At 44.9% G+C, this 25832-nt stretch carries 25 protein-coding genes; 18 read left to right on the top strand and 7 right to left on the bottom strand.

The genetic code is table 11. The features are described from left to right. Nucleotides 1-66 precede the first annotated feature (66 nt). From truA to RIG68_RS00615, 3 genes are read left to right on the top strand one after another with little or no spacing between them, the layout of a single operon-like run. Nucleotides 67-843 (top strand): tRNA pseudouridine(38-40) synthase TruA, encoded by a 777-nt coding sequence (gene truA / locus RIG68_RS00605; protein WP_350117719.1) that lies wholly within the window; start codon nucleotides 67-69, stop codon nucleotides 841-843. 35 nt (nucleotides 844-878) lie between these two features. Further along, nucleotides 879-2645, top strand: a complete 1767-nt coding sequence (locus RIG68_RS00610; RefSeq protein WP_350117788.1) for an ABC transporter ATP-binding protein — start codon at nucleotides 879-881, stop codon at nucleotides 2643-2645. A gap of 36 nt (nucleotides 2646-2681) precedes the next feature. Further along, entirely contained in the window at nucleotides 2682-3233 is a 552-nt protein-coding gene (locus tag RIG68_RS00615; protein ID WP_350117721.1) for a hypothetical protein, read from the top strand. Between the two features lie 58 nt (nucleotides 3234-3291). On the opposite strand, the gene metK is transcribed toward RIG68_RS00615, so the two are convergent. The 4 genes from metK to RIG68_RS00635 form a co-directional block, all read right to left on the bottom strand. After that, nucleotides 3292-4542 (bottom strand): methionine adenosyltransferase, encoded by a 1251-nt coding sequence (gene metK / locus RIG68_RS00620; RefSeq protein ID WP_350117723.1) that lies wholly within the window; start codon nucleotides 4540-4542, stop codon nucleotides 3292-3294. Between the two features lie 79 nt (nucleotides 4543-4621). Then, nucleotides 4622-5329 carry an SAM-dependent methyltransferase gene (locus tag RIG68_RS00625; RefSeq protein ID WP_350117725.1) on the bottom strand — a complete coding sequence of 236 codons (708 nt, stop codon included), beginning with the start codon at nucleotides 5327-5329 and terminating at the stop codon, nucleotides 4622-4624. A gap of 8 nt (nucleotides 5330-5337) precedes the next feature. Further along, on the bottom strand, nucleotides 5338-6102 hold the full coding sequence (locus RIG68_RS00630; RefSeq protein ID WP_350117727.1) for an alpha/beta fold hydrolase: 765 nt from the start codon (nucleotides 6100-6102) through the stop codon (nucleotides 5338-5340). Between the two features lie 4 nt (nucleotides 6103-6106). After that, nucleotides 6107-6820 (bottom strand): pyridoxine 5'-phosphate synthase, encoded by a 714-nt coding sequence (locus RIG68_RS00635; protein WP_350117729.1) that lies wholly within the window; start codon nucleotides 6818-6820, stop codon nucleotides 6107-6109. A gap of 63 nt (nucleotides 6821-6883) precedes the next feature. Between RIG68_RS00635 and RIG68_RS00640 the strand changes: the two genes are divergently transcribed. The 11 genes from RIG68_RS00640 to RIG68_RS00690 all read left to right on the top strand — a co-directional run bounded on the left by RIG68_RS00640 (nucleotide 6884) and on the right by RIG68_RS00690 (nucleotide 16779). Continuing rightward, nucleotides 6884-7336 carry a GatB/YqeY domain-containing protein gene (locus tag RIG68_RS00640; RefSeq protein ID WP_350117730.1) on the top strand — a complete coding sequence of 151 codons (453 nt, stop codon included), beginning with the start codon at nucleotides 6884-6886 and terminating at the stop codon, nucleotides 7334-7336. A gap of 5 nt (nucleotides 7337-7341) precedes the next feature. Further along, nucleotides 7342-7914 (top strand): CvpA family protein, encoded by a 573-nt coding sequence (locus tag RIG68_RS00645; RefSeq protein ID WP_350117732.1) that lies wholly within the window; start codon nucleotides 7342-7344, stop codon nucleotides 7912-7914. 76 nt (nucleotides 7915-7990) lie between these two features. Continuing rightward, complete coding sequence (locus tag RIG68_RS00650; RefSeq protein ID WP_350117734.1) at nucleotides 7991-8752, top strand: alpha/beta fold hydrolase; 762 nt, start codon at nucleotides 7991-7993, stop codon at nucleotides 8750-8752. Next, entirely contained in the window at nucleotides 8749-9414 is a 666-nt protein-coding gene (locus tag RIG68_RS00655) for a CBS domain-containing protein (RefSeq protein WP_350072900.1), read from the top strand. The genes RIG68_RS00650 and RIG68_RS00655 overlap by 4 nt, the downstream gene beginning before the upstream one ends. 25 nt (nucleotides 9415-9439) lie before the next feature. Beyond that, nucleotides 9440-10315 (top strand): NAD kinase, encoded by an 876-nt coding sequence (locus RIG68_RS00660; protein ID WP_350072898.1) that lies wholly within the window; start codon nucleotides 9440-9442, stop codon nucleotides 10313-10315. A gap of 54 nt (nucleotides 10316-10369) precedes the next feature. Beyond that, nucleotides 10370-11464, top strand: coding sequence for a DUF6089 family protein (locus RIG68_RS00665; protein ID WP_350117736.1), 1095 nt, complete (start codon nucleotides 10370-10372; stop codon nucleotides 11462-11464). A gap of 10 nt (nucleotides 11465-11474) precedes the next feature. Continuing rightward, a complete protein-coding gene (porG, locus tag RIG68_RS00670) occupies nucleotides 11475-12185 on the top strand; it encodes a type IX secretion system protein PorG (RefSeq protein ID WP_350117738.1) in 711 nt (236 codons plus the stop codon). Nucleotides 12186-12269: 84 nt separating this feature from the next. Beyond that, the gene (gene uppS, locus RIG68_RS00675) at nucleotides 12270-13007 is read left to right on the top strand and encodes an undecaprenyl pyrophosphate synthase (protein ID WP_350117740.1); all 738 of its coding nucleotides are present in this window, start codon (nucleotides 12270-12272) and stop codon (nucleotides 13005-13007) included. Nucleotides 13008-13009: 2 nt separating this feature from the next. Next, complete coding sequence (locus RIG68_RS00680; RefSeq protein WP_350117742.1) at nucleotides 13010-15691, top strand: BamA/OMP85 family outer membrane protein; 2682 nt, start codon at nucleotides 13010-13012, stop codon at nucleotides 15689-15691. A 12-nt stretch (nucleotides 15692-15703) separates the two neighbouring features. Continuing rightward, on the top strand, nucleotides 15704-16240 hold the full coding sequence (locus RIG68_RS00685; RefSeq protein WP_151997789.1) for an OmpH/Skp family outer membrane protein: 537 nt from the start codon (nucleotides 15704-15706) through the stop codon (nucleotides 16238-16240). 11 nt (nucleotides 16241-16251) lie between these two features. After that, nucleotides 16252-16779, top strand: coding sequence for an OmpH/Skp family outer membrane protein (locus RIG68_RS00690; RefSeq protein WP_350117744.1), 528 nt, complete (start codon nucleotides 16252-16254; stop codon nucleotides 16777-16779). 77 nt (nucleotides 16780-16856) lie between these two features. On the opposite strand, the gene RIG68_RS00695 is transcribed toward RIG68_RS00690, so the two are convergent. Beyond that, nucleotides 16857-17918 carry a hypothetical protein gene (locus RIG68_RS00695; RefSeq protein WP_350117746.1) on the bottom strand — a complete coding sequence of 354 codons (1062 nt, stop codon included), beginning with the start codon at nucleotides 17916-17918 and terminating at the stop codon, nucleotides 16857-16859. Nucleotides 17919-18350: 432 nt separating this feature from the next. Between RIG68_RS00695 and RIG68_RS00700 the strand changes: the two genes are divergently transcribed. Together RIG68_RS00700 and RIG68_RS00705 are read left to right on the top strand one after the other, a co-directional pair. Next, nucleotides 18351-20525, top strand: coding sequence for a S9 family peptidase (locus RIG68_RS00700; protein ID WP_350117747.1), 2175 nt, complete (start codon nucleotides 18351-18353; stop codon nucleotides 20523-20525). A 6-nt stretch (nucleotides 20526-20531) separates the two neighbouring features. Beyond that, on the top strand, nucleotides 20532-21428 hold the full coding sequence (locus RIG68_RS00705; protein ID WP_350117749.1) for a diacylglycerol/lipid kinase family protein: 897 nt from the start codon (nucleotides 20532-20534) through the stop codon (nucleotides 21426-21428). On the opposite strand, the gene lgt is transcribed toward RIG68_RS00705, so the two are convergent. Continuing rightward, a complete protein-coding gene (lgt, locus tag RIG68_RS00710) occupies nucleotides 21412-22215 on the bottom strand; it encodes a prolipoprotein diacylglyceryl transferase (RefSeq protein ID WP_350117751.1) in 804 nt (267 codons plus the stop codon). The two genes, RIG68_RS00705 and lgt, sit on opposite strands and share 17 nt — an antisense overlap. Nucleotides 22216-22270: 55 nt before the next feature. Between lgt and RIG68_RS00715 the strand changes: the two genes are divergently transcribed. Continuing rightward, complete coding sequence (locus RIG68_RS00715) at nucleotides 22271-23947, top strand: L,D-transpeptidase family protein (RefSeq protein WP_350117753.1); 1677 nt, start codon at nucleotides 22271-22273, stop codon at nucleotides 23945-23947. Here RIG68_RS00715 and RIG68_RS00720 read toward each other — a convergent pair. Next, the gene (locus RIG68_RS00720) at nucleotides 23900-24673 is read right to left on the bottom strand and encodes a murein L,D-transpeptidase catalytic domain family protein (RefSeq protein WP_350117755.1); all 774 of its coding nucleotides are present in this window, start codon (nucleotides 24671-24673) and stop codon (nucleotides 23900-23902) included. The genes RIG68_RS00715 and RIG68_RS00720 overlap by 48 nt on opposite strands. Before the next feature lie 173 nt (nucleotides 24674-24846). On the opposite strand from RIG68_RS00720, the gene hemB reads away from it, so the two are divergent. Beyond that, nucleotides 24847-25821, top strand: a complete 975-nt coding sequence (hemB, locus tag RIG68_RS00725) for a porphobilinogen synthase (protein ID WP_350117757.1) — start codon at nucleotides 24847-24849, stop codon at nucleotides 25819-25821. Nucleotides 25822-25832 lie beyond the last annotated feature (11 nt).

The following is a 25832-nucleotide window of genomic DNA, read 5'->3' on the forward strand; positions in this document are numbered from 1 at the left end:
GAATTTTTGGCAAATAAACGCATAAAAGACTTTAGAGAAAACCTTAATCGGCTGAACATGTGAATTATGTTGAATGAATTACCTTTGCCGGGCATGCGGTATTTTATTCAGTTGAGTTACGATGGCACAAAATATAGCGGTTGGCAGACCCAACACAACGCTGTGGCTGTGCAGCAGGTTGTTACCCAATGTTTGAGCACGTTACTTGGCACCGAAGTGGAATGTGTCGGCAGTGGGCGAACCGATGCAGGCGTGCATGCCCGGGTGCAGGTGGCGCACGTCGACATGGAACTCAGGCACGAACCTGAGGAATTTCTCTACAGGCTTAATTCCCTGCTGCCTCACGACATTGCCGCTCATTGGGTTAAGCCCGTCCGGTCGGAAGCGCATGCCCGCTTCGACGCTGAGTCACGATCTTACGAATATCACATTCATCAAAAAAAGGATCCCTTCAAAACTAAATACAGCTATCTTTTCAGGCCGGAGCTGGACGTGGATGTCATGAATAAGACGGCGGCGCTGATGTTGACATGGAAGGACTTTCAGTCGTTTAGCAAAGTGAAGACTGATGTCAAGCATTTTGATTGTGATATTTTCGAAGCTCGCTGGAGAAGAGAGAACGATAGCCTCATATTTTACGTTAGTGCCAATAGATTTTTAAGAGGGATGGTTCGGGCCGTGGTTGGAACGCTGCTGGAGGCAGGACAGGGCAGACTGAGCCAGACTGAATTTAAGGAGATTTTGGAGAGCAGAGACAGGAAGTCGGCGGCTCGCAATGTGCCAGCTGAAGGTCTTTTTCTAACAAACGTTACTTATCCTGAAGAAATTTATATCCTTTCTTGAAATTTGCAGTTAATTACTAACCACGTCCCTAGTCAATAGTTTTGGAAAAGGAAACCGTAAGCGGAAATATCATTGACCTGAAAGTACTCAGGCGACTTTTTGTATTTGCAAAGCCCTACATAGGCAAGTTTTACTTTCTCGTGGTGCTCACCATTCTGCTGGCGTTTTTGTCACCACTTCGCCCTTACCTCATTCAGATTACGATTGATAAGTACGTGGCCATTGGTGATTTCCAGGGACTGGTGAACATGACCCTTATTTTGGTCGGGGTAATCGTTGCAACCGCTATTGTGCAATACAGCCATACTTACTTGTCGGGTTGGCTGGGCCAGTTCATTATTCGAGACATCAGGATCAAGCTCTTCAAGCACCTCCAAACGCTGAAACTTAAGTTTTTTGACAAAACGCCTATTGGCCGCCTCGTGACCAGAAACGTGTCTGACGTAGAGACTCTGTCCGACGTATTCAGCGAAGGCCTGGCAGCTATTATTGGAGACCTGCTTCAGATCGTCGTCATCTTTGCCATGATGTTTGCGATTAGCTGGAAGCTGACGCTGGTAAGTCTTTCTACGCTTCCCTTGCTCATTATCAGCACCTACGTTTTCAAAGAGAAAGTGAAGGTGGCTTTCAATGAGGTCCGCACAGCCGTTTCCAACCTGAACTCTTTCGTACAGGAGCATATCACAGGCATGAACATCGTGCAGATATTCAACAGCGAAGACAGGGAGTACGAAAAATTCAAGGAGATCAACCGGGAGCATAAAAAGGCCAACATCAGGTCGGTACTCTATTATTCAATTTATTTCCCAGTGGCTGAGGTGATCCAGGCAGCGGGTATTGGTCTTGTGGTTTGGTATGGCGCCAGAGGCGTTATCGACGATCAAATCACCCTTGGCGTGCTGATCTCATTTATCATGTATATCCAGATGTTTTTCCGCCCCATCAGGATGATTGCTGATCGCTTCAACACCCTGCAAATGGGCATCGTTAGCTCCAACAGGATTCTGGATTTACTCGATAGTAAGGAGCACATTGTGAACAACGGCACTTTTGCACCAACTACCTTGAAGGGCGAAGTGAAGTTTGAGCATGTATCTTTTGCCTACATCGACGAAGAATACGTGCTGAAGGATATCAACCTTGAAGTGAATCCGGGAGAAACCCTGGCTTTGGTGGGGGCTACAGGAGCTGGTAAGTCTTCGGTAATAAACCTATTGAGTAGATTTTATGAAATCAACAAGGGCAGCATCACCATTGATGGGGTGGACGTGAGAGAATATGACCTGGCGTCGCTCAGGCTCAATATCGGCGTAGTGCTTCAGGATGTTTTTCTGTTTTCAGATTCCATTCTTAATAATATTACCCTCGGCAACCCCGAAATTCCAAAATCAAAAGTGATTGAGGCAGCCGAGCTTGTTGGTGCACGGGAGTTTATAGAGCGGCTGCCAGGCGGCTTCGACTATAATGTGATGGAACGTGGCGCCACACTGTCTGTAGGGCAGCGCCAGCTCATCTCCTTTGTACGGGCCATGGTGTATGACCCCAAAATCATTGTCCTCGATGAGGCCACTTCATCGGTTGATACTGAGACTGAAGAACTGATTCAGGGAGCCATTGACAAACTAATGAAAGGAAGAACATCAATTGTGATTGCTCACCGTCTCTCGACAATTCAACGGGCAAACAAAATTGTGGTGCTTGAGAAAGGCGAAATAAAGGAGGAAGGCACCCATGACGAGCTGTTGGGCATGGATGGCTACTACGCTCAGCTACACAAAATGCAATACAAGGAGGTCGTTTAGTGATGTTTGAAATCGGCCTTTTTTTGATTTCTTTTGATGCCTCAACAGATCAAATCCATGACGATTGACCCCAGGTACAAGTACTACGCTATTTCTGCCGTCTCTCTGGCAATTATTTCATTCAGCATTTACTTTCTTCTTGGAGGCACCAAAGAATACGAAGTTCAGGAGTCTGGTGCGGTAAGCTACGACATAGTGGGCACACCTTTCAAAGGTCGCTACGTGGCTGATTCGGCAAGGATGGTTTTTGAAGACATCCGGTCAAAAATTATCAACGAGGACTGGAAGGGGGATTTGGTGGAGCTTACTTATCCACCGGAAGATGGCGATGAAATCAATCAGTTTTTCGGAGTGTTGCTGACAGGAAGAGTAACCCAAATTGAAGGCAACTATCAATTGAAAAAGTTAAGAGCTCCAGGAAGCCTTACGGTGAACCTTTCCATGCACTGGTTGGTGCGGCCCAGTCGGGAAAAAATACAAACGATGATTTTTGACTATGCACAGGAAAGGGGAATAGCACTGGAGGACTTCTTTATGCAGCGGTACCTGCCCGACAATTCAGTAACGATAGAGGCGTTTGTTAAGTAAAAAAAAGACCTGTCGGTATTCACCAACAGGTCAGTATTCGTATCAGTTATTGCCTGGCTTATAGGCCAAACTCTTTTTTTACCTTATCAACGTAGTCAAGTTTTTCCCAGGTGAAAAGCTCCACTTCCATTTCTTTTGTTTCGCCAGGTCTGGTAAACTTCTTCTTAACTACTTCATTTTTTCTGCCCATATGTCCGTAAGCTGCTGCTTCCTGGTACATCGGCTGACGAAGCTTCAAACGTTGTTCGATGATGCCCGGACGCATGTCGAAAATTGCGGATACCTTCTGAGCAATTTCTCCATCTGACATTTTTACTTTTGCTGAGCCATAGGTATCAACAAAAATACCCATAGGTTCTACCACTCCAATAGCGTAGGAAACTTGCACAAGAATTTGATCAGCTACACCTGCAGCTACCAGGTTCTTGGCAATATGGCGTGTAGCATAGGCTGCTGAGCGGTCAACTTTGCTCGGGTCTTTACCGGAAAATGCACCACCACCGTGAGCGCCCTTGCCTCCGTAGGTATCTACAATGATTTTTCTTCCGGTCAGGCCAGTGTCACCATGGGGGCCACCAATAACAAATTTGCCAGTTGGGTTAACGTGGTATTTTATCTGATCGTTGAACAGTTTTTGAATATGATCAGGAAGTTGTGCCTTTACTCTTGGAATTAAAACGCTGATGATGTCCTGCTTAATTTTTGCAAGCATCTTGGTCTCTTCATCAAAGTCATCGTGCTGGGTCGAAACAACAATGGAGTCAATCCTGATGGGTGTATGGTCATCAGAGTACTCGATTGTCACCTGCGACTTGGCGTCAGGTCTCAGGTACTTGATGGCGCCATTTTCTCTTCTCATTACCGCCAATTCTCTCAGCAGTCTGTGAGAAAGGTCAAGCGCCAATGGCATATAGCTTGAGGTTTCGTTGCTGGCAAAGCCAAACATCATTCCCTGATCGCCGGCACCTTGCTCCTCTGGCTTGCCACGATCAACGCCTCTGTTGATATCAGGCGACTGCTCATGCACTGCAGAAAGTACCCCGCACGAATTGCCCTCGAACTGATACTCTGATTTGGTATAACCAATGCGGTTAATCACCTCACGGGCAATTGACTGCACATCAATATAAGTGTCTGACTTTACTTCACCAGCTAACACTACCTGACCAGTAGTTACAAGTGTTTCGCAAGCAACTTTCGAATTAGGGTCAAAAGCGAGAAAATGATCGACCAGCGCATCTGAAATTTGATCAGCTACTTTATCAGGGTGCCCTTCCGACACAGATTCCGACGTGAATAGATATGGCATTTGTTTTTCTTTGTTGTCTGATTTTTAAGCGTGCAAATTTAGCGGAGCTTTCCTTATTTAAAAACCTGAGGCCCAGGTATTATTTTCCAAACAGGAAAACAGTTGGTATTTTGTGTAAATTTGGGTGTTTAACCTTCCAGTCAGAAATTTTCTTGGTTTGGATAAACTCCGTCTCTCCTGTTATATCGCTTGCGATGCATAAAAGCGAGTTATTTTGGCAGGTATTGATGATTACCTCCATTAACTGGTTGTTTCTGTAGGGCGTTTCCATGAAAATTTGTGTTGTACCCTGTAGCACAACCTCTTTCTCCATTTGCCTTACCTTGTCCTGCGCTGCTCTCTTATCAATTGGCAAATACCCATGAAAGGTGAAAGACTGACCAGAAAACCCGGAACTCATTAACGCCAAAAAAATAGAGGAAGGACCAACCAGTGGGATTACTTCAACTCCTTTTTTGTGGGCAAGGGCGACTATTTTAGCACCTGGATCGGCTATTCCGGGGCAGCCAGCTTCGGAGATGACACCGGCATTTTCGCCGGAAGTGACAATATCCATAAGCTTCGATATTTCTGCATCCTCAGTGTCTTTGTTGAGCTCAGCAAAATGCAGCGATTCGATGGGCTTGCCTAAATTCAAGGAGCTGATAAATCTTCTGGAGGTCCTGATGTTCTCAGCGAAGAACCAATTGAGTGACGAAATAAGCTGCTTGGTTTGTTCATTGATGATCAAGTCGACCTTGTTAGCGGAAAGTGGACTTGGTACCAGGTATAATTTTCCAGCGCTCATGTGCTCTTCTACGATAGAAAGGCCATCAATGTCTCAAGAAATGCTTCAGGCTGCTCGGCATGCACCCAGTGTCCGGCATTTTTTATAGTAACAACCTGGCTGTCAGGAAAAAGCTTCTTGATAATCGGAAGGTCAATGTCCCGAATGTAGTTAGAGTTCTCGCCATCTATAAAAAGGGCTGGAACAGGATTTGGCTCTCCGTCTATTTCTCCAACGATCAACCCGATATTATTATCGATGGCAGCCACGTTTATTTTCCATTCGAATCCGTCACCGGTTCGGCTAAGGCTTTTAAGCAGAAACTGTCTTTCGCCCACATTGGGAACATATTTGGCCAGCTGATCATCTGCCTCTTTTCTTGATTCCAGAGAGCCGAGGTCAATAGACTTTAACCCCTCCAGTATTTTGTCATGGTGGACTTTGTAACCACGAGGTGAAATGTCTACAACAATCAGCTTCTCAAGTTTGCCCGGGTGGTTCAACGCATAGTTCATTGCCACCTTACCGCCCATTGAATGGCCAAGAATGATCGGCTGAGCAATATTATTCTCTTTTATAAAGTTACCCAGGTCTTCCGCCATTACATCAAAATTGTGCGCTGGGTCGTGGAACGACTGGCCATGGTTTCTCTGATCGACCAGATAGACCTCATAATGTTCAGACAATGACTTGCCAATGGTCAGCCAGTTGTCCGAGGCTCCAAAAAGCCCGTGCAAAATAATAAGCGGCTTTCCCTGCCCCAGTTTTCTAAAGAATAGCTTTTTGTCACTCATAGTTTTAAATTAACTGGCGCAGATACATTTGGATAGTGTTCTCCAGCCCATAATACAAGGCATCGCAGATCAGGGCATGCCCAATGGAAACTTCGTCAATTGCTGGAATTTGCTGCACCAAATAAGCCAGGTTGTGCAGGTCAAGGTCATGGCCGGCATTAATGCCAAGCCCGGCAGACTTTGCCAGTTGTGCTGTTTCGATATATGAAGCGATAGCCTTTTCCCGGTTGCTATGATAATGCGTGGCATATGGCTCAGTATATAGCTCTATTCTGTCCGCACCACTCTTTGCAGCTGCCTCTACCAGTTTAATGTCGGGATTAAGAAAAATGGACACCCTTACACCGGCAGCGTGGAGTTCTGCTGAAACTTCAGCGAGGAAAGCCTGGTGCTTCAGGGTATCCCAGCCAGTGTTTGATGTGATCGCTTCAGGTGGATCCGGAACCAAGGTTGCTTGTGCGGGCTTTACGTTTTTAACCAGATCAATAAACCTTCTGTCGGGATACCCTTCAATATTAAATTCAGTTGTCACTACCTTCGAAAGCACAATTACGTCACTGTGGCGAATATGCCTTTCGTCGGGCCGTGGGTGTACAGTGATTCCTTGTGCACCAAAGACCTCGCAGTCCTTTGCAACCTTTACCACGTCAGGGTTATTTGCTCCTCTGGCGTTTCTGAGCGTGGCCACTTTATTTATGTTAACACTGAGCCTGGTCATTCTTATACTGATTTGTATAACTTTGCTGCAAATTAACCAATAACGATTTTAAAAAATTCAGATATGAGCCTTAAAACCCAAATCGATGGAGATATAAAGCAAGCCATGCTTAGCAAAAACCCAGAAAGGCTGAGGGCACTGAGAGCTATCAAGTCGCTGATTTTGTTGGCGGAGTCTGAAAAGGGTGCCAAAGCAGAGCTGGATCAGGCTGCGGAAATGGCCATTTTGACTAAGGCCGCCAAGCAGAGAAAAGACTCACTGGCTATTTTTGAAGAGCAAAACCGACCCGATTTGGCAGAAAAGGAGCAAGCGGAGCTGGATGTTATCAACGAATTTTTGCCAAAGCAACTTTCAGAAGAAGAAGTGAAGTCGGAGGTTGCAAAAATTATTGCTCAAGTGGGTGCCTCCAGCCCTCAGGACATGGGCAAAGTGATGGGAGCAGCTACGAAAGCACTTGCCGGAAAAGCCGACGGGAAAATGATCTCAACGCTGGTTAAAGAGCTACTAAGCAAGTAAGATCATTGAGAGTCATTGATATAGTCATTCTTATTATCCTTGTTCTTGGAGCGTTTCGGGGTTTCCAAAAAGGACTTCTGTTGGAAATTGTCGGTCTGTTTGCCTTCATTTTGGGAATTATTGGCGGGTTTCAATTCACCCCACTTGTGGCAAGTTTCCTCGACGGATACTTTACTAAAGTGCCGGGGCTTGTTCCTGTCATCTCTTTTATTATCGTTTTTGTCGTTATAGTGCTCGTCGTTAACCTAATTGGCCTGGCTCTCAAAAAAACGATTGACTTAACTTTACTCGGGAGCTTCGACGACCTGGCAGGGTCGCTGGCCGGGATTTTGAAATGGGCTTTGGCCCTAAGCTTTCTGCTTTGGTTGCTGACATTTTTTGGATTTCAGCTAGCAGATGAATACATCGAGGGAGCCAAAATTTACCCTTTCATCGTTAGTCTGGCTCCATGGATGATCGATACTATTTCAGTCGTACTGCCTTTTGTCAAGGAGTTTTTCGAGAAGTTAACTCCTGAACAGCAACCGGCAGAGAGGCAAGCTTATTTTGCAGCATTTACTGAACTGAGAATTGTTTGAGTATGAGCAACACATCATCGAAAAAACTTTATCACAGAACGGATTTTATCTATATTGGGTTAATTCAGTGATCAGCATGAACATAGAACTAAAAACGAAGAACAACTATCCGTATATCGACGAGGGCAAAGGTGAAACGCTTTTGTTGCTGCATGGCCTGTTTGGGGCCCTAAGCAATTGGGATAGCGTAGTTCGTCGGTTTTCCAAGACGCACAGAGTTGTCATTCCCATGCTTCCGATTTACGAAATGCCAATTAGAGAAGCTGGGCTCGATGGATTAGTCGAATACCTTGAGGGTTTCGTCGAAATGATGGGACTCAAAGATTTTACCCTGATGGGCAATTCACTTGGAGGCCATATAGCGCTGATATATACCCTTGCAAATAAAAGCAAGGTGAAGAAAATGATACTTACTGGTAGCTCCGGGCTTTTTGAAAATTCAATGGGCGGCTCGTTTCCGAAGAGGGGAAGCTATGAGTACATTAAGGAAAGGGTTGAGTACACTTTTTACGATCCAAAAACAGCCACGCCGGATTATATCGAGGAGGTTTTTGAAACGACTAAGAGCATCCCGAAGTGTATGCGCATTGTAGCCATTGCAAAATCTGCTCAGCGTCACAATATGGCCAAAGAAGTACAATCAATTAAAATACCTACCCTTCTGGTGTGGGGGCTTAACGATACCATCACCCCTCCGGAGGTGGCGCATGAATTCAACAGACTGATACCCAATTCAACACTTAGGTTCATCGACAAGTGTTGCCACGCTCCAATGATGGAACACCCTGATAAGTTTAACGATATATTAAGTGAGTTTCTACTAAATGAAGCTGCATGATAGCTAGTGATCTTATCAATTACATGATTCCTCCACTCAAGCTGAGTGACGAAATTCAGAAAGCAATTCTGTGGATGGAAGAGCTCCACTCGACCGAACTTCCTGTTGTTGAGAAGGGAGAGTTTCTGGGATTCATCAACGAAGACACGATCCTTGAATTGAATGGAGCCCTGCCAAGAGTAGCAGACTACGATTTACAGGGCGTTAAATGTAAAGTAGATCAGTCGCAGCACTACTATGATGTGATAAAGGCCTGCGACAACAATGGGCTGTCGCTGGTAGCGGTAACAGACAACGTTGGTACTTACCTTGGTGTAATTACACTGGAGGACGTTATTCAGGCATTTGCCATGACATCTTCGATAAAAAGTCATGGGGGCATTCTTGTGCTTTCAATGAAACAGATAGATTATTCCCTGGCAGAAATTAGCCGGCTCATAGAATCGGACAATGGCAAGATTCTCAGCTCATATCTAACTGACGATCCAAATGATTCTTCAAAAGTGAGCCTTACGATCAAGATCAACCTCGAAGACCTTAGCCGGGTACAAGCAACTTTGGAAAGGTTTGGATATCAAATAGTGGCTAAATTCAATAATGCTCCAGAAGCTGTTGACGAACAGGAAAGAATGGACATTTTAATGAAATACCTGGGCATTTAAAGCCAGCACAATTAGTTAATCCGATATGAGAATAGCCCTCCATGGTCATAAATTCAACAGCGACACCATTCCATTTATTCAGGAGGTTATCTTATTTCTTCAGAAGAAAAATGTTGAGGTAATAGTTTCGCAAATCTTTCGAAAGCATGCTACCAAAGCGGGGTTTGACTTGCCAGATGGCCCGGACCTCAGCAAAGCAAATCCCGTTGAGTCATTGGATGCTATTATCAGCTTAGGTGGCGACGGGACATTGCTTGAAACTGTCACCTATGTGAAGCATGCAGAAACACCAATTTTGGGAATTAACACCGGCAGATTAGGGTTTCTGGCAAATATCTCAAAGCTGGATATTCAGAATGCTTTGACATCTTTTTTTGAGCAACGCTTTACCTACGACTACAGAACACTTCTGAGACTAGAAACGAACAAGGAAGTATTTGGCGATACAAGTTTTGCTCTGAACGAATTCACAATTACAAAGAAGGATACCTCTTCAATGATCACCGTTAAGTGCTATATTAATGGAGAGTACCTTAATTCGTATTGGGCTGACGGACTGATGGTTTCGACGCCAACAGGATCCACTGGCTATTCACTTAGTTGTGGCGGGCCTGTTATTCTGCCTCATTCAAACAATTTTGTGATAACCCCGGTTAGTCCCCATAACTTGAACGTACGCCCTTTGATTGTCCCTGACGAAAGTGTCATTTCGTTCGTTATAGAAAGCAGGGGGAGAAACTTCCTGGCCTCATTGGATTCACGGTCACATACGGTTGATTCTTCGGTAGAAATGTCGGTTAGGAAGGAGGATTTCAGAGCCAAATTGATCCAGCTCAACGGATACTCGTTTTTGGATACACTTAGGAATAAACTAAATTGGGGCTTTGATCTCAGAAATTAATTTTAATCCAGCTTTTCTTTTTTTACTACTTTTACAAAAAAATAGAACTCTTCAATGAAGAAGTTTATTCTCGTACTTATCATTTTGGTTCCTGCACTGCTTGCAAGTGAAGATGCGTTTGGTCAATATAAGAGGAGGAGCAAGTCCAGGACGCAGAAAAGTAAGGCTATGTCCTCCTACAGAGGTGGCCGGATCAGTGGCGGCGTTTCCCGGTTCAAGAGCTATCACTCACTTGGAGTGAATTTGAATGCATCAAACTACTTTGGCGATATAGCTCCACTTTCCCGGGCTGTCAGTACAGATATCTCTTTCACCAGACCTGGTTTTGGTATTACCCATACCTACAGGGCCCATAAAATGGCCAGCGTGCGGTCTAGTTTCAACTGGGTAAGATTGAAATCTGATGATTTTGACTCGGCTGATCCTGCACTAATCGAAAGTCTTCCACGATACACGAGAAATCTTTCCTTCAGAAACGACGTGAAAGAGCTATCTGTCATTCTGGAGATGGACATATTTCCAAACGAAGGTGGTGCAGGGTCAAGGCTACCATTCGCTCCCTACGTATTTGCTGGGGGGGCAGCTTTTCTTCATAACCCCAAAGGACTTGCCCCGGAGCTTGGCAATGATGGCACTCCACTAGCCGAAGCAGGGAAATGGGTTTCTCTAAAAGATTTAGGTACTGAAGGTCAAAATAGCGATCAGTATGATATTGAGCCCTACAAGTCGCTTTCTTATGCTATTCCGTTTGGTATAGGATCAAGATTTAGGCTGCCTGGCCCTTTCGACGCTGCTTTCGAAATAGGGTATCGCCTTCTTTTCTTCGATTATATTGACGACTTGAGTGGCAGATACGTTGATCCTGGAGCTTTTGGCACGAATGAACTTGCCCGCACCATGGCCGACAGGTCTCGTGAAGCCACCTCGGCTTCGGGGCAACCCCGACAGCTGACTTTGATCACCGAAGCCTATGGTGGAACGAGTACTAAGGTTTCTCAAATTGATGGTCAGCCTTATCCAACAATAGCTGGCTGGGGCTTCGAAGACGACATAAGAGGAAATCCCAGCAACAACGACCAATATATTGTTACCCAGATACGTTTAATGTACGTGTTCGGCAAAGTTCGCCGGAGTGCTAAATTCAGATAATATTGGGAAGTTGAAAAAAAGAGTTTACATATCATTAATCACCAGTCTGCTGGTGATTTTTTTTAGCGGCAAGGCCCTTGCTCAATATACAGAGTACGGTGGGGGATTGGGAATGCTTACTTATACCGGAGATCTAAGCCCAAAGCTGCGATTGAAAGGCTGGACTCCCGGGCTCAACGCATTTTACAGGATGAATGTTAACAACGTCGTTAGTGTAAGGCTTGGGCTGACGGCAGGGAAGATAAAAGGAGACGATCAACGGGCAGTTGATATACTAGGCACCAATAGAGACTACTCATTCGATATCACGTTAATTGAGGGTTCATCTGTGTTTGAGTACTATTTTCTGGACTACAAGCACCCACACACCAACGTTTACTTTTCTCCCTACTTTTTTGCGGGTTTTGGCATTTTCAGAACCTTCGGCTACGATGAGGCAAGAGCAGACTTTAGTAAACTGCAACCAGTTATTCCATTTGGGGTAGGCATTAAGCAGCTGGTGGGAAAAAGATATGCTGTAGGATTAGAATTTGGTTTGAGAAAGACCTTTTTCGACTATTTGGACAGTGTGTCCGATGGTGATATCACATTGAAAAACTACCAGTACGGCAATCCGGAAAGCAAAGATTGGTATTACTTCGCTGGGTTCTCGATTACCTATATTTTGTACGAAATTCCATGCCCTTTCAGGTATGTTCCCAACCGTTATGAGTATAATTGACTCTCCTATTTAGATTTCTCCTTATTTATTTAGCTAAAAATTAGCAACTTTGCGGTTTGCTAGACACTGAGAGACCCTTAGGGCATGAAAGAATTGATTAATTCAGACGCTATTCCCCGCCACATTGCCATCATTATGGATGGCAACGGCAGATGGGCTAAGAAAAGAGGCGCTGCAAGGATATTCGGACATCAGAATGCCATACAGGCAGTGAGAGATGCGGCAGAAGGAAGTGCAGAGCTGGGCGTCGATTATTTAACTTTGTATGCATTTTCAACGGAGAATTGGGCCAGGCCTATTGAGGAAGTAAATGGATTAATGTCATTGTTGGTATCCACCATAAAAAAGGAGCTGCCAACACTACAGAAAAATAATATAAGGCTTAAGTCGATAGGCAACATTCTGAGCCTGCCCAAGGATGCCCAGGACAACCTGGACTATGCCAGGAAGGCAACCCAGTTCAATGATGGATTGACGCTGATACTGGCCTTAAATTACAGCGGTAGGTGGGAAATTACGGAAGCTGTCAAAAAAGTAGCCCAGGATATCGTGGACGGGCACAGAAGCACAGAAGACATTACGGAGGGCCTGCTGGGCGCTTACCTTGACACTAAGGGCATTCCTGACCCGGAATTGTTAATCAGGACTAGTGGGGAAATGCGCATAAGCAATTTTTTACTTTGGCAAGTTGCTTACACCGAGTTGTTTATTACAGAAGTGCTTTGGCCCGACTTCAGAAGAGAGCATCTTTATGAGGCTATAGTTGGGTACCAAAGAAGAGAAAGAAGATTTGGAAAAATCAGTGAACAAGTGAATTCCTGAGAATGAAGAAAATTGTAATTGTATTTGCGGCCTCCCTGTTGTGTTTTGTCCAAAGTGTGGACGCACAAATCCGCCCGGGACTTCGGAGCACGCCAGCCACGTCTGGCTCTGGTCTTCAGCTTGACTACTCCAACCCAAAGGAGTATGAGATTGGGGGGATAGAAGTGACAGGTTCAGAATACCTGGACAAGAATGCCATCATCTCAATTTCGGGCCTGAGTGTTGGGTCAACGATTAAGGTGCCTGGTGACGCTACCTCCGGTGCCATCAAAAAGCTTTGGAACCAGGGAATTTTGGGAGACGTCTCTCTTTTTGTAAGCAAAATAGAGGGCAACCAAATCTTTTTGACGATTGAGCTGAAGGAAAGACCACGACTGACCAAGTTCACTTTCGAGGGCCTAAACAAAACGCAGAAAAGCGATATCGAAGACGATATTAAACTCATAAAAGGAAGGGTTGTAACCGACGCCGTCATCAAGAACACCGAACTGACGATTCAAAAGTATTTTCAGGGAAAAGGGTATTTGAATGCCGACGTAAAGGTTGTGCAGCAAAAAGACACGCTGCTCTCCAACAGCGTCATGCTGAAGATAGTGGTTGACAAAAAGTACAAGGTCAAGGTAAACGACATCAAATTTACAGGCAATGATGTTTTTCTTGACTCCAAGCTGAAGTCAAAAATGAAAAACACGGGAGAGCGGCTTAGGTTCACGCTTATAGAGGACTTGGTTGGTCGTTCTCTTAGAATCTTCCAGCCTAAGGAAGTAAAAGAATTTGTTACGTCGACTAAGCCCTTCGGGTGGAGAGAGTTTAGAAGCTACTTGCACGACAACGTTAAAATCAATTTTTTCAAAACCAAGAAGTTTCTTCAGCCAAAATACGAGGAGGACAAAAAGAGCCTTATCACTTATTTTAATTCTCAGGGATACAGGGATGCGGAAATTGTAGCCGACTCAACCGTAAAGAGCGACAAAGGGCTTGATGTCTACATTACGGTAGACCCAGGTCAGAAATACTACTTTGGGGACATCACCTGGTCAGGCAACTACGTATATGACAGTGAAACGCTGGATAAGGTGCTCGGCATTAAGAAGGGTGACGTGTATGACATGGAGCTCATTCAGAAGAAGCTTACCTTCAACCCACAGGGGCCGGATATTAGCTCCCTGTATATGGACAATGGCTACCTTTTCTTTAATCCTCAAGCGGTAGAAGTTAGAATAAACGGTGACAGTATCGACATAGAAATGCGCCTTTCTGAAGGCTCGCAGGCGACGCTTGATAAGATTTATGTGACCGGCAATGACCGCACGAACGACCACGTAATTCTTCGTGAGCTGAGAACGCTTCCTGGCCAGAAATTCAGCCGTAACGACGTGATCCGTACGCAAAGGGAGCTTGCACAGCTGGGCTACTTTAACCCGGAGACAGTAACACCCAACGTGCTTCCTAACATAGCCAAGGAAACCGCCGACATCGAATGGCAGGTGGAAGAACGCCCAAGTGACCAGATAGAGCTTTCTGGTGGTTGGGGTGGGCCTATCGGCTTTGTGGGCACACTCGGTGTCACGTTCAACAACTTCTCTCTAAGGAAGATACCTTATCCGAAAACATGGAGCCCGCTTCCTGTGGGTGATGGTCAGAAGCTCTCCGTAAGGTTCCAGGCCAATGGCAAAAGATTCCAGACGTACTCAGTGTCGTTCTCTGAGCCATGGCTGGGCGGTCGCAAGCCGAATTCCTTTGGCCTGTCGTACAGCTATTCTATTCAGAGGCAATATCTTTATACCACAAATGCGAAACCACTCGGAACCCTTGGTGTTCAGGGCATCACCGCAAGCTTAGGTCGCCGTGTTACCTGGCCTGATGATTACTTCACGGTAAGCAATAGTCTTTCTTATTTGAAGTACGATCTGAATAACTATGGGGGTGGATTCACCAGTACCCAGTCGCTAGGTTTTACCGACGGTGTTGCCAATAGCTTAACATTTAACACCACCATTGCCAGAAACAGTGTGGATCAGCCGATGTACCCAAGGTCTGGCTCTAACATCTCATTAACTGCATCGTTTACACCACCGTATTCTGCCATCAGAGGTCAGGGGATCTCGGACTTACCCCCTAACGAAAAGTACAAGTGGGTGGAATACCACAAGTGGATGTTCGATTCGTGGTACTATCTCAAGCTGGTGGGTAACCTTGTTTTGGTGAACCGTGTGCACTTTGGCGTCATTGGATCTTACGATAAAGACAGTCCTGGCACGCCTTTTGAAAGGTTCTCTTTGGGTGGTAGCGGTTTGGCAGGACAAAACTTTATTCTCGCCACTGACATTATTGGACTGAGGGGTTACGCAGATAACTCGCTGAGAACGGAAGACAGAGTGAATAATATTACTGGTGGAATCATTTACAATAAATTTGTCTTCGAGCTAAGGTATCCTGTGTCGTTGAGCCCAACGGCCACCATTTACCTGCTTACCTTCGCTGAAGGCGGCAACAACTGGAACGTGTTGAAGGATTATAATCCTTATAACTTATATAAATCAGTAGGAGCAGGCGTTAGAGTATTCATGCCCGCTTTTGGACTTCTGGGTGTGGATTATGGTTATGGTTTTGATACTTTGCCAGGCCAAACCTCCAGAAGTGGTGGACAGTTCCACTTCTCCATAGGGCAGCAAATACGCTAACCTCATGTGACTATGAAAAGGACAGTCTTTACGCTATTTATTTTAAGTTTAGGGATAAATACTACCTTTGCCCAAAAATTCGGTTATGTTGACACCGGGTATATCCTGGAGCAAATGCCGGATTACAGGGAAGCCCAGGGAGAAATCGACAAGTTGTCGCTGTCCTGGGAAGAAGAAATAAAGAAAATGTTCCAGGAAGTGGAGCAGATGCAGATTGCCTTTCATGCAGAAGAGGTGCTTCTTACTGAGGAGATGAAGAAGGACAGAAGGGCGGAGATCGACCGGAAAATGCAGGAAGTGAAGGAGTATCAGAAGAAAGTGTTTGGCTTTGAAGGCCTTTTCTTCTTAAAGAAGAAGGAGCTGATAAAGCCTGTTCAGGATAAAATATGGGAGGCGGTGGAAAAAATGGCAAAGAACAATCGCCTCGCCATTGTTTTTGATAAATCCGGTGAGTTGGTCATGATCTACACAGATCCGATTCATGATTATACTGACTATGTACTTGAAGAGCTTGGCCTGGCCAACGAAAACGATGTAATTAAAAATTAAAACGTAAAGTCATGAAACTTAGAAGCTTGCTGTTTGGTGTATTTGTACTTTTCGCTGTTTCAGTCACAGCACAGGAACTGAAAGTTGGGTACACCAATGTAGACTATATACTCACCCAAATGCCCGAATCGAAGCAAATCGAGGCCGATCTTAAGGCGTACGAAACTCAGTTGCAAAACCGCCTTCAGGCCAAAATTCAGGAGTTCCAAACCAAAGGCCAGGCGTTCCAAACCGGCTACCAGGCGATGACGGACATCGAAAGGGCCGACAAACAGGAGGAGCTTCAGAACCTTCAGGCGTCTATCGAAAAATTTCAGCGTGATGCCCAGCAGTCTATGCAGGACAAGGAGCTTCAACTGCTACAGCCTGCCTACGACAAAATCCAGAAAGCAATTGACGATGTAGCCAAAGAAAACGGTTTTACTCACGTTTTCAGGTCAGAAGCGTTGCTTTTCGCCAAGGACAGCGACGAAATTTCTAATATCGTGTTGCAGAAAATGGGAATCACGCCGAAGGCTGCTCCAACTGGAGGAAACTAGTTCTTTACAATGCTAAAAAAGGCCATAGAATACCTCTATGGCCTTTTTGTTATTTGATAGACGCTCGCTTAAACTAGCTAGAGAGAGCAGCTGGATCCATGTCTGCCGGTATAGGTTAGAGAGCCCTGTAGTCCATATCCGATAGGATAATTACTTTGTACATTGTAGATGTCGTATGTAATTGTCGAAACCGTTTGCCCATTTGTTGTTGCGTTAAGGGTTATAATATCGGTGATCGTTGTCACCGGATATGTTGTCACATAGTAGTCGACCCATCCATTTATATTTAACTGGGAGGTGTCTTTTGATCTCCAACCAAAAACTCCTTTATATTCATTACTTGCTCTCAAATACATGTAAATAATATATGGGCCAGTTCCTTGCCCTCCTGAGGGGGTTGAGTAAAGAGCCTCGGCTCTCCCTTTAACCCTTTGTCCCCCTCCAGTCGTATATCCTGTACAATCGCTTGTTCCATTAAACAACATGGATCTGCCATTTTCAAGTGAAATTTCAATTGTTTCTCGCTTTACCGTAGAGACATATACATTTTCTTTCCTATTTGACTCGTTGTAGTCGGAAAGCGATTTAATCTTGTTGGCATTACCATCAGTTATAACCTTGATATACCCTTCCGAATAGGAGAATATAGAGTCACCAATTTGAACTAGCCCATGTCTATTCACAAATTTTTCTATGCTGGGAGCATAGCCCTCTATTTTCAGGTAGAAAACACCGTCTTCATCGAAGTCAAGAATATTTTTATTGGAAAGAACGCTTTCGTCAAAGTAGAAGTCATCTCCAATAGTTTCCTTTAGCTTAAGTGCGTCTTCCATAGGTAGGTTATCGATGGCCTCTTTATGTTTTTCATCTTTTTTTAATATCTCCTTTAAAATAGACCTTTGAGACTTGAATCCAGCGAACCTACTTTCCCAATTGTCGAGGTCATCGTTAGTAGCGTCTGATAGTGCATCTCGGGTACTATTGAATACTGTGGCGCTAGGAAATACTAGTCTCCCGTCTGTCACATTGATCTTGGATGGTAAAGAGGCGGCAGGTTCAGGATTGGAAACATCATCCTGAGAGCAAGAAAAACCCAGCACCAGTGCAACAATAGTCGCAATTCTTAAGATTTTTTTCATGGTATTAGTTAGTTAAATGAATAACTAAGTGTAAATCTTTGAATTAGTCATTGCAAGGTTTATTGTTGTCTTGATCTATATTGCTCTATTCTGCATGAAAAATATCAATTATTAACTTTTGTTCTTTAGCACTCAGGTATTTTCTGGGAGAAATGTTTAGACTATGATCTTTGATTCTTCTTCTGAGGGTATGATAACTCACGCCAAGCTCATTGGCCAATTCCTGCCTGGTTTTTACTTTTAGCATAGTTGAAAATATTGACATTTTATAATTGATAATAAAGATAACTATTTATGGAACGTATTGAGTATGGGAATTGAGAAATTTAAGGAAGGAAACAGCAGAGTTAATTATACATATAGGAGCGCATTTCCTATACGTTTAGAAATACTTCTGGAAATAGTTATTTTCGAAGTTCAAAGATGAAAACAATGCATAAGTTAGTCGCAACGCTCTTAATTCTAATTAGCCTGAATACTTCTCTTCTTTCGCAAAGCCAGATATCTATCGAAGATTTTACTTTGAAGAACACTTTCAACGTGGAGTCGGTGAACAGCGTGAACTGGATGAAGGACGGGCAGTTTTACTCCGCATTGGAGGACAATAAGGTGGTGAAATATGATGTGACTACCGGTGTGGCAGTTGAGGAGATTGTTGATGGAAGTGCGCTTTCCCCTTCGCTAAAAATAGACGACTATACGTTTAGCGACGACGAGACTAAACTATTATTGTTAACTGATCGGCAGTCAGTATTCAGGAGATCCTACACAGCGGTTTTTTATGTGTATGACATCGCTGCGAAGGCAATTTCGAAACTTTCTGAGGGGCGCCAGGCATACGGCACCTTTTCACCCGACGGAACCAAAGTGGCCTTTACCCGTGACAACAATCTGTTTTGGAAAGACGTTACTTCAGGCCAGGAGGCACAGATAACCAGCGATGGCAAACGCAACGCCATCATCAACGGTAGTACCGACTGGGTGTATGAGGAGGAGTTGTACCTGACAAAGGCCTTTGAATGGTCACCCGACGGGCAGCTAATAGCCTACTACAAGTTCGATGAGTCGCTGGTGAAGGAGTATAACATGCAAGTGTGGCATGAGGGTCAGCTTTATCCGGAGGACTATAGATACAAATACCCGAAAGCAGGCGAATTGAACTCGGTGGTTAATATTTTTATCTACGAGGTGGGGGCCAACCGAAACGTTAAGGCCGACATTGGTAGCGAAACAGATACTTATATCCCCAGGATCAAGTGGCTGAAGGATGCAAAGACCCTTTCAATCCAGCGACTGAACCGCCTTCAAAACCAATTGGATATTTTGCACACTGACGCTTCCACGGGGAAATCGGCAATCATACTCACCGATAAGTCAGAGACTTACATTGATTTCACGTTTTGTGACGACCTCACCTATCTGGAGGATGACAAAACATTTTTGTTTTCCTCCGAAAAAAGTGGCTTCAAGCACTTTTATCTGTATAGCCTGAGTGGTGAGTTGATCCGTCAGATTACCAATGGCTCATGGGAGGCGGTGTCGCTCGCCGGCGTTGATCAAAGCACAAAAACACCGGTGTTGTTCTATACTTCTACTGAAGATTCGCCGATGGAAAGAGCCTTTTACAGAATAGATATAAAGGGGAAGAACAAGGCGAAATTGAGTCTTGATAAAGGGTGGAACAGGGTAGTGATGAGTACCGACACCAGGTTTTATATAAATTACTTTACCAGTGCCACGCAGCCACAAAAAGTTACTTTACATCAAAGCAAAGGCAACAAATTAGTAAAAGTATTGAAGGACAATGCCGCACTGGCGAAAGCCATTCAAGACCATGGATTTGTAGACAAGGAGTTCTTCAGTTTCACAACTTCGCAGGGAAGTAACCTGAATGGCTATTTTCTGAAGCCGGCTGATTTTGACTCTGACAAAAAATATCCAGTATTGCTATATCAATACAGTGGGCCAGGGTCTCAAAACGCCACCAACGCCTGGGGTGGAGGGCATTTTTTTTGGCACCAAATGCTGACCCAAAAGGGCTACATTGTTGCAGTGGTAGACACCCGGGGAACAGGAGGGCGTGGGGAAAGGTTTAAGAAAATGACCTATAAGCAACTTGGCAAGTATGAAACAGAGGATCACATAGAAGCGGCCCGGTATTTCGGAACGCTCCCATTTGTTGATACCTCCCGCATCGGCATATGGGGTTGGAGTTACGGAGGATACATGAGCTCACTGGTGTTGTTCAAAGGAGCTGATCTCTTCAAGGCGGCCATTGCGGTGGCACCTGTGACTACATGGCGATTTTATGACACCATTTATACTGAACGCTACCTTATGCGGCCACAGGACAACGCCGGTGGATATGATGACAACTCGCCGATTACTCATGCCGATAAGCTCAAGGGCAATTTCTTGCTTATACACGGGACAGGCGATGACAATGTTCACTTTCAAAACTCGGTGGCTCTGCAAGATGCACTTATCAGAGAGGGAAAGCAGTTTGAGTCGTTTTACTACCCCGATAAAACGCATGGTATTTCTGGTGGTAAGTACCGGTATCATTTGTATACCATGATGACTAATTTCATTACTGACAACCTATAGCCGACTATGCCCAGAAAACTTCTGTTAATGGTAAACCCGGCCGCCGGGTATGGCAAAGGTGCCAAAATAGTTGGAGAGGTAGAGAAATTCCTGCGAACGAACGACCTGGTCTATGAATCTTTCTTTACTAAGAAAGGCCAGAATGCAAGGGCAATCGTGAAGAAGAGATTGGACGAAAGCTTTACTGACCTTTTGGTTATCGGCGGAGACGGAACGCTCAACGATGCAATAAACGGAATTGGCGACAATAAGCAGGTGGTGGTCAATGTAATTTCCACCGGCACGGGCAACGACTTTATTAAGTCGGTAAATGTTGGGAGCAATCTCATCCAACAGTTGGATACCCTTCTTCATGGAGTAGAGAAAACCATCGATTTGGGCGTTTGCAACGAACGGCTGTTTCACAACGGGGTTGGAATAGGGTTCGATGGTCAGATTGTAGCTGATATGAAGCAAAAGAAAAGGCCGTTACTTCTCTGGGGCTACGGGGCCTACTTGTACAGGGTGCTCAGAATCTTAAGCTCATACCAGGAGAAGCAGCTATCATTCAGCATCGATGGTAGGAAATACACCAAAAAAGTTCTTTTGCTCACGGTGGCCAATGGAACCACTTTTGGCGGTGGCTTTGTGCTAACTCCAGATGCCAAAGTGGATGATGGCTTGCTGGATGTGTGCCTTATTGAAAGAATTCTCCCCTGGAACAGGTTCCTGAGCCTGAGTAAGCTTGGAGCCGGAAGGCACGGCAAGCTTGAAGAAGTAAGTTTCTTTAAGGCCAGTCACGTAAGCATAGAGGCTGACAAAAAGCAATGGATGCATATCGACGGGGAGCTTTTGGGCCACCCACCTTTTGAAATCAACATTCATAAGAAGGCATTAAAAGTGAGAGTCAGGGCTTCCGATTGACGATAGGCTTTTGTTTTTTGGAGAACCGGTAGTAGAAAATGCCTACCAGGGAAATCAGAACAAGAGAGATAAGCTGAGAATGTGAAAGTACATTTTCAATAATGAACCCCCTTCGGATATCACCCCTGAATATTTCTGTAACCGACCTGCCAACAGCGTACATCATGATGTACAGAAAAAACAACTGCCCCTCAAACCGTTTGTGCCGTTTGAACATTAGCAGCACTACCAAAATAGAAAGAATGAGAAAGATCTCATAAAGCTGTGTCGGGTGCAGCGGAGTATTTAGTGGTTTGGCTTGTGAAAGGGTGTCGGAAAAGCTAATACCCCACGGCATGTCAGTTGGCTTGCCGTAGCAGCAGCCAGCAAAAAAACAGCCCATTCTACCACAAACGTGAACGATGCAGCCCGTAACAGCTACCAAATCCATCATGGGCCAAAACGGTAGTTTGTGCTTTCTGAAATACCAAATGACGGTCGGAATGGCAAAAATGAGGGAACCGTAAAAAACGAAACCTGTTCGAAAGTTTTTTAACATATTGGCAGGTTCGCCAAAATAGTAGGCAGGTGACTCGAAATAATAGAACAATTTCCCCCCAACAAAGGCGGCAATAATTACCCATCTTGCGAGTCCTTGAATGACATCTGACTCGATCCCCAGTTCCCGTTTGGCGGTTTTTGCTGCGTAAAAATAGCCCAATGTTGCTCCAAGAGCGATCAACAAACCGTAAAAGTGGATGGTGACCGGCTTTCCAAAAAGCTCGAATGAAATGAATTCTGGATGCATTTATTGCGTTTATTATCGTATATTAAAGAGGCACTCGTTTTACAAATCTATCAAAATGCTCGTTCGCAACTCTTTCTTTTTTGTTTTCCTTAGCTTTCTCTTTTTTGTGCCCAAGGTATCAGCTCACGATTTTAGCAATGATGAGTTGGCTGAAGCCATCCGCTTGCGATTGGAAACAGCCCAGGCATATGGGCAAATGAGGCTTGGCGAAGAGCCAGTTTTTTGCATCAACACCTTGCCTGAGTTTTATGTAAGCAGAGACTTTCAGCCACTTTGGATAACAACCAGGGACAAATACCAAAAAGCCAAGGAGATGCTGAGCATCATCGGCGATGCGGAGGAAGAAGGACTAGCACCTGACGACTATCATTATGCTCATATATTGAAGTCGCTTAATCACTCCATCCGGCATGATTCGGTCGGTCGTTTTGAGCTTATTAAGTTAGAGCTTTTGCTTTCCGACGCCTTCTTTTTGTATGCCTCTCACCTTTACTATGGAAAGTTGAACCCTGAGACTGCCGACCCCGAGTGGAAAGCAAAACGAAAAACCGATAGCTTCGACTTTGCCGGTTATTTAACCGAGGCGGTGGAGTCGGGCAAGCTAAGAGAGTACACCCAAGTGCTAGCTCCCAGCCTGCCGGAGTACACGATACTTAAGTCTTTTCTCGACTACTACCGTGAGGTGGTGTCAAAGGGAGGCTTTCCAAACGTGCCTGCTGGTGATAAGCTTCAAAAGGGAGATAGTAGTGAGCGAGTAGTGGCCATCAAGAGACGACTGTACATGGGATCGAACGTAGAAATTAAAGATGGCAACATGTCGCCTTTTTTCGACGACGACCTGGAAGCAGCCCTAAAGATATTTCAACGCCGAAATGGGTTAGGGGCAGATGGTGTGGCTGGAGTAAAGACCGTGGAATTACTTAATGTCCCGGCAGTGAAACGCACCCAGGATATAAAGATCAACATGGAGCGACTCAGATGGTTGCCCGAAGATCTTGGCGAACGCTACATACTTGTCAACCTTGGAAGTTTTGAACTTGAGATATTCGACAAGGCCTCCAGGACGTATGACTCGGAAGTGATCATTGGTAAAACCTATAGGAAGACCCCTGTGTTTAGCAGTAAAATGACCTATTTGGTGCTTAATCCAACCTGGACTGTGCCCCCAACTATTCTTAAATCCGATATTCTTCCGGAGGCCAGAAAGGACCCATCTGTAATCACAAGAAAAGGTTTAAAGGTGCTGAGAAGTGATGGAACTGAAGTGCCGTTGGCAGATGTAGACTGGCCAAATGTTTCTTCAACCAACTTTCCCTATATGCTACGCCAGCCACCGGGCCCCTCAAATGCTTTGGGAGATGTGAAGTTTATGTTTCCAAACCCCTACAGTGTTTACATACATGACACCCCGAGTCGGGAGATGTTCAATAAAAGTGAAAGAGCGTTCAGCTCCGGGTGTATCAGGTTAAAAAACCCATTAAACATGGCTGCCTACCTTTTAGCAGGCACTAAGTATACCAGAGAGGAGATTGGGAGAATCGTGCAAGCGAGGGTAGAAACTACCATCACTTTGCCGAAGCCCCTTGATGTTCACATACTCTACCTCACTGCGTGGGTAAGCGAAAGTAACAGTCTTCGCTTTGGTGTGGATATATACGAACGTGATGCCAGGATAGCCAAAGGCCTATCGGGAACTCCCGAGGTTGGCAGCAGTATTGGCAGCAGGCTCTGACGTCAATTTTTGAACCTGGGCAACCAAATTGGTTGGTTGAAGCAATTTGCTTTTGGAGAGATAGTTTTTGTCGGGGTAGAATATAAAGAGGGCCGTTCCGTCTTTGATGGTGTTGATCACTTCCTTGTGAATAGCCATAGGAACCGAAGGGCATCCAAAGCTTCGACCAAGCCGACCATGCATTTTCACAAAGTCTTTGCTTACGTAGTCCGCCCCATGGAGTACAATCGCTCTTTCTCTCGCTTTGTCATTAAAGCCTTTTTCCTGCCCGTCTAAACGGAGCGAAAGCCCATGCTTGCCTATGTATGTCTGTGCAGTGGTGTAGAAGCCAAGGCTGCTCGTGTTGGAATTGGGAACATTAGAAAATGACTCTGGGTAGAGGTTTCCTGTATTTCTTCCATGTGCAACAAGTGTATGATACAGCACGCTTCTCGCTTTCAGGTCAACTATCCAAAGTCTTTTTTGGTTGGAAGGCTTTCGGAAGTCAATAATGGTGACAATATCTGCCTGGCCAATACGATCGCTATCTTTGAGATTGAAATAACCTGTGACTGCAAGCTTGAAAAGCCCAAAATCCGGTAGGGGCTCCTCCTTAGCAAACGACTGGTAGTACAATAGAAGCTGACGATCAGGCGAGAAGTCCGCTGACTCATCCTCCAGACTCTTTTCCTGAGCAAAAGCTACTCCGGACGCAACGAACAAAAGTGCAATGAAAATTCTCGTCATAAAGGCCACGATTACGAAACAAATGTAGATAACGGAATGGTTCACAGGCCTTTGATGTAAGAATATTTTTGAAGCGCAATATTCCACTCAAAGTGACGGCGGCACCAATATCTTTCAGGTTTCTGCTCACTTACCTTTTGTGCCTGTTATATTTGCTGAAATATTAATTAACGATGCTTTCAAGAAGACCAAGAAGAAACAGGAAATCGGGCGTAATTAGAGAGATGGTGGAGGAAACGAGGCTTTCTACCAAAGATTTTATCTTTCCACTTTTTGTTATCGAAGGGACAGGAAAAAAAGTAGAGGTGAAATCAATGCCCGGCATTTTCCGCTTTTCTTTGGATGCCCTTTTGAAGGAAATTGAGGAATGCCTCATGTTAGGTATTCGCACATTTGCGATTTTTCCAGCCATCGACGATTCGAAGAAGGATAAGTACGCTACCGAGAGTCTAAATGGTGAAGGGCTTTACCTCAGGGCGCTGAGCGAGATTAAAAAGAGATTTCCTGAGGCTTGCCTGATGACTGACGTTGCTATGGATCCTTATAGCAGCGACGGACATGACGGGTTAGTAAAAGATGGGCAAATTGTAAACGACGAAACCCTCGAGATACTCGGAAAAATGGCCGTTGCTCAGGCTGGCACCGGAGCTGACATTATTGGCCCCTCCGACATGATGGATGGCCGTGTTGGGCACATAAGGGAGATGCTGGATGACGCAGGATATACCAATACGTCTATCCTTGCCTACACAGCCAAGTATGCAAGTGCCTTTTACGGTCCATTCAGAGATGCGCTTGACTCGGCTCCAAAAGCTGGAGACAAAAAAACTTATCAGATGGATACGGCTAATCGGAACGAAGCCCTCGTGGAAGCCGAACTGGACTATAATGAGGGAGCTGATATATTAATGGTAAAGCCTGCGCTGGCTTACCTTGATGTGATCAGGCTGTTGAAAGATAACTTTCCATTGCCAATAGCGGCGTATAATGTGAGTGGAGAGTACGCCATGATTAAGGCTGCTGCGCAAAATGGCTGGTTAGATGGCGAGAGGGCAATGGTTGAGTCTCTTTTGAGTATAAAAAGAGCAGGGGCCAGCATCATATTAAGCTATTTTGCCAGGGAGTTTGCTCAGCTTCAAAAGCAGTAAACAAAATAAAA

It is taken from the genome of Imperialibacter sp. (genome assembly GCF_040222385.1).
Lineage (GTDB): Bacteria > Bacteroidota > Bacteroidia > Cytophagales > Cyclobacteriaceae > Imperialibacter.

Excerpts from the sequence above, each read along its gene's own strand:
- RIG68_RS00640 (WP_350117730.1), top strand. The coding sequence starts at position 6,884 with ATGAGCCTTAAAACCCAAATCGATGGAGATATAAAGCAAGCCATGCTT.
- RIG68_RS00695 (WP_350117746.1), bottom strand. The coding sequence starts at position 17,918 with ATGAAAAAAATCTTAAGAATTGCGACTATTGTTGCACTGGTGCTGGGT.
- RIG68_RS00655 (WP_350072900.1), top strand. The coding sequence starts at position 8,749 with ATGATAGCTAGTGATCTTATCAATTACATGATTCCTCCACTCAAGCTG.
- RIG68_RS00700 (WP_350117747.1), top strand. The coding sequence starts at position 18,351 with ATGCATAAGTTAGTCGCAACGCTCTTAATTCTAATTAGCCTGAATACT.
- RIG68_RS00665 (WP_350117736.1), top strand. The coding sequence starts at position 10,370 with ATGAAGAAGTTTATTCTCGTACTTATCATTTTGGTTCCTGCACTGCTT.
- truA (WP_350117719.1), top strand. The coding sequence starts at position 67 with ATGTTGAATGAATTACCTTTGCCGGGCATGCGGTATTTTATTCAGTTG.
- uppS (WP_350117740.1), top strand. The coding sequence starts at position 12,270 with ATGAAAGAATTGATTAATTCAGACGCTATTCCCCGCCACATTGCCATC.
- RIG68_RS00685 (WP_151997789.1), top strand. The coding sequence starts at position 15,704 with ATGAAAAGGACAGTCTTTACGCTATTTATTTTAAGTTTAGGGATAAAT.
- RIG68_RS00650 (WP_350117734.1), top strand. The coding sequence starts at position 7,991 with ATGAACATAGAACTAAAAACGAAGAACAACTATCCGTATATCGACGAG.
- RIG68_RS00635 (WP_350117729.1), bottom strand. The coding sequence starts at position 6,820 with ATGACCAGGCTCAGTGTTAACATAAATAAAGTGGCCACGCTCAGAAAC.
- lgt (WP_350117751.1), bottom strand. The coding sequence starts at position 22,215 with ATGCATCCAGAATTCATTTCATTCGAGCTTTTTGGAAAGCCGGTCACC.
- RIG68_RS00705 (WP_350117749.1), top strand. The coding sequence starts at position 20,532 with ATGCCCAGAAAACTTCTGTTAATGGTAAACCCGGCCGCCGGGTATGGC.
- RIG68_RS00625 (WP_350117725.1), bottom strand. The coding sequence starts at position 5,329 with ATGAGCGCTGGAAAATTATACCTGGTACCAAGTCCACTTTCCGCTAAC.
- RIG68_RS00690 (WP_350117744.1), top strand. The coding sequence starts at position 16,252 with ATGAAACTTAGAAGCTTGCTGTTTGGTGTATTTGTACTTTTCGCTGTT.
- RIG68_RS00715 (WP_350117753.1), top strand. The coding sequence starts at position 22,271 with ATGCTCGTTCGCAACTCTTTCTTTTTTGTTTTCCTTAGCTTTCTCTTT.
- RIG68_RS00680 (WP_350117742.1), top strand. The coding sequence starts at position 13,010 with ATGAAGAAAATTGTAATTGTATTTGCGGCCTCCCTGTTGTGTTTTGTC.
- RIG68_RS00720 (WP_350117755.1), bottom strand. The coding sequence starts at position 24,673 with ATGACGAGAATTTTCATTGCACTTTTGTTCGTTGCGTCCGGAGTAGCT.
- metK (WP_350117723.1), bottom strand. The coding sequence starts at position 4,542 with ATGCCATATCTATTCACGTCGGAATCTGTGTCGGAAGGGCACCCTGAT.
- RIG68_RS00660 (WP_350072898.1), top strand. The coding sequence starts at position 9,440 with ATGAGAATAGCCCTCCATGGTCATAAATTCAACAGCGACACCATTCCA.
- RIG68_RS00615 (WP_350117721.1), top strand. The coding sequence starts at position 2,682 with ATGCCTCAACAGATCAAATCCATGACGATTGACCCCAGGTACAAGTAC.
- RIG68_RS00630 (WP_350117727.1), bottom strand. The coding sequence starts at position 6,102 with ATGAGTGACAAAAAGCTATTCTTTAGAAAACTGGGGCAGGGAAAGCCG.
- hemB (WP_350117757.1), top strand. The coding sequence starts at position 24,847 with ATGCTTTCAAGAAGACCAAGAAGAAACAGGAAATCGGGCGTAATTAGA.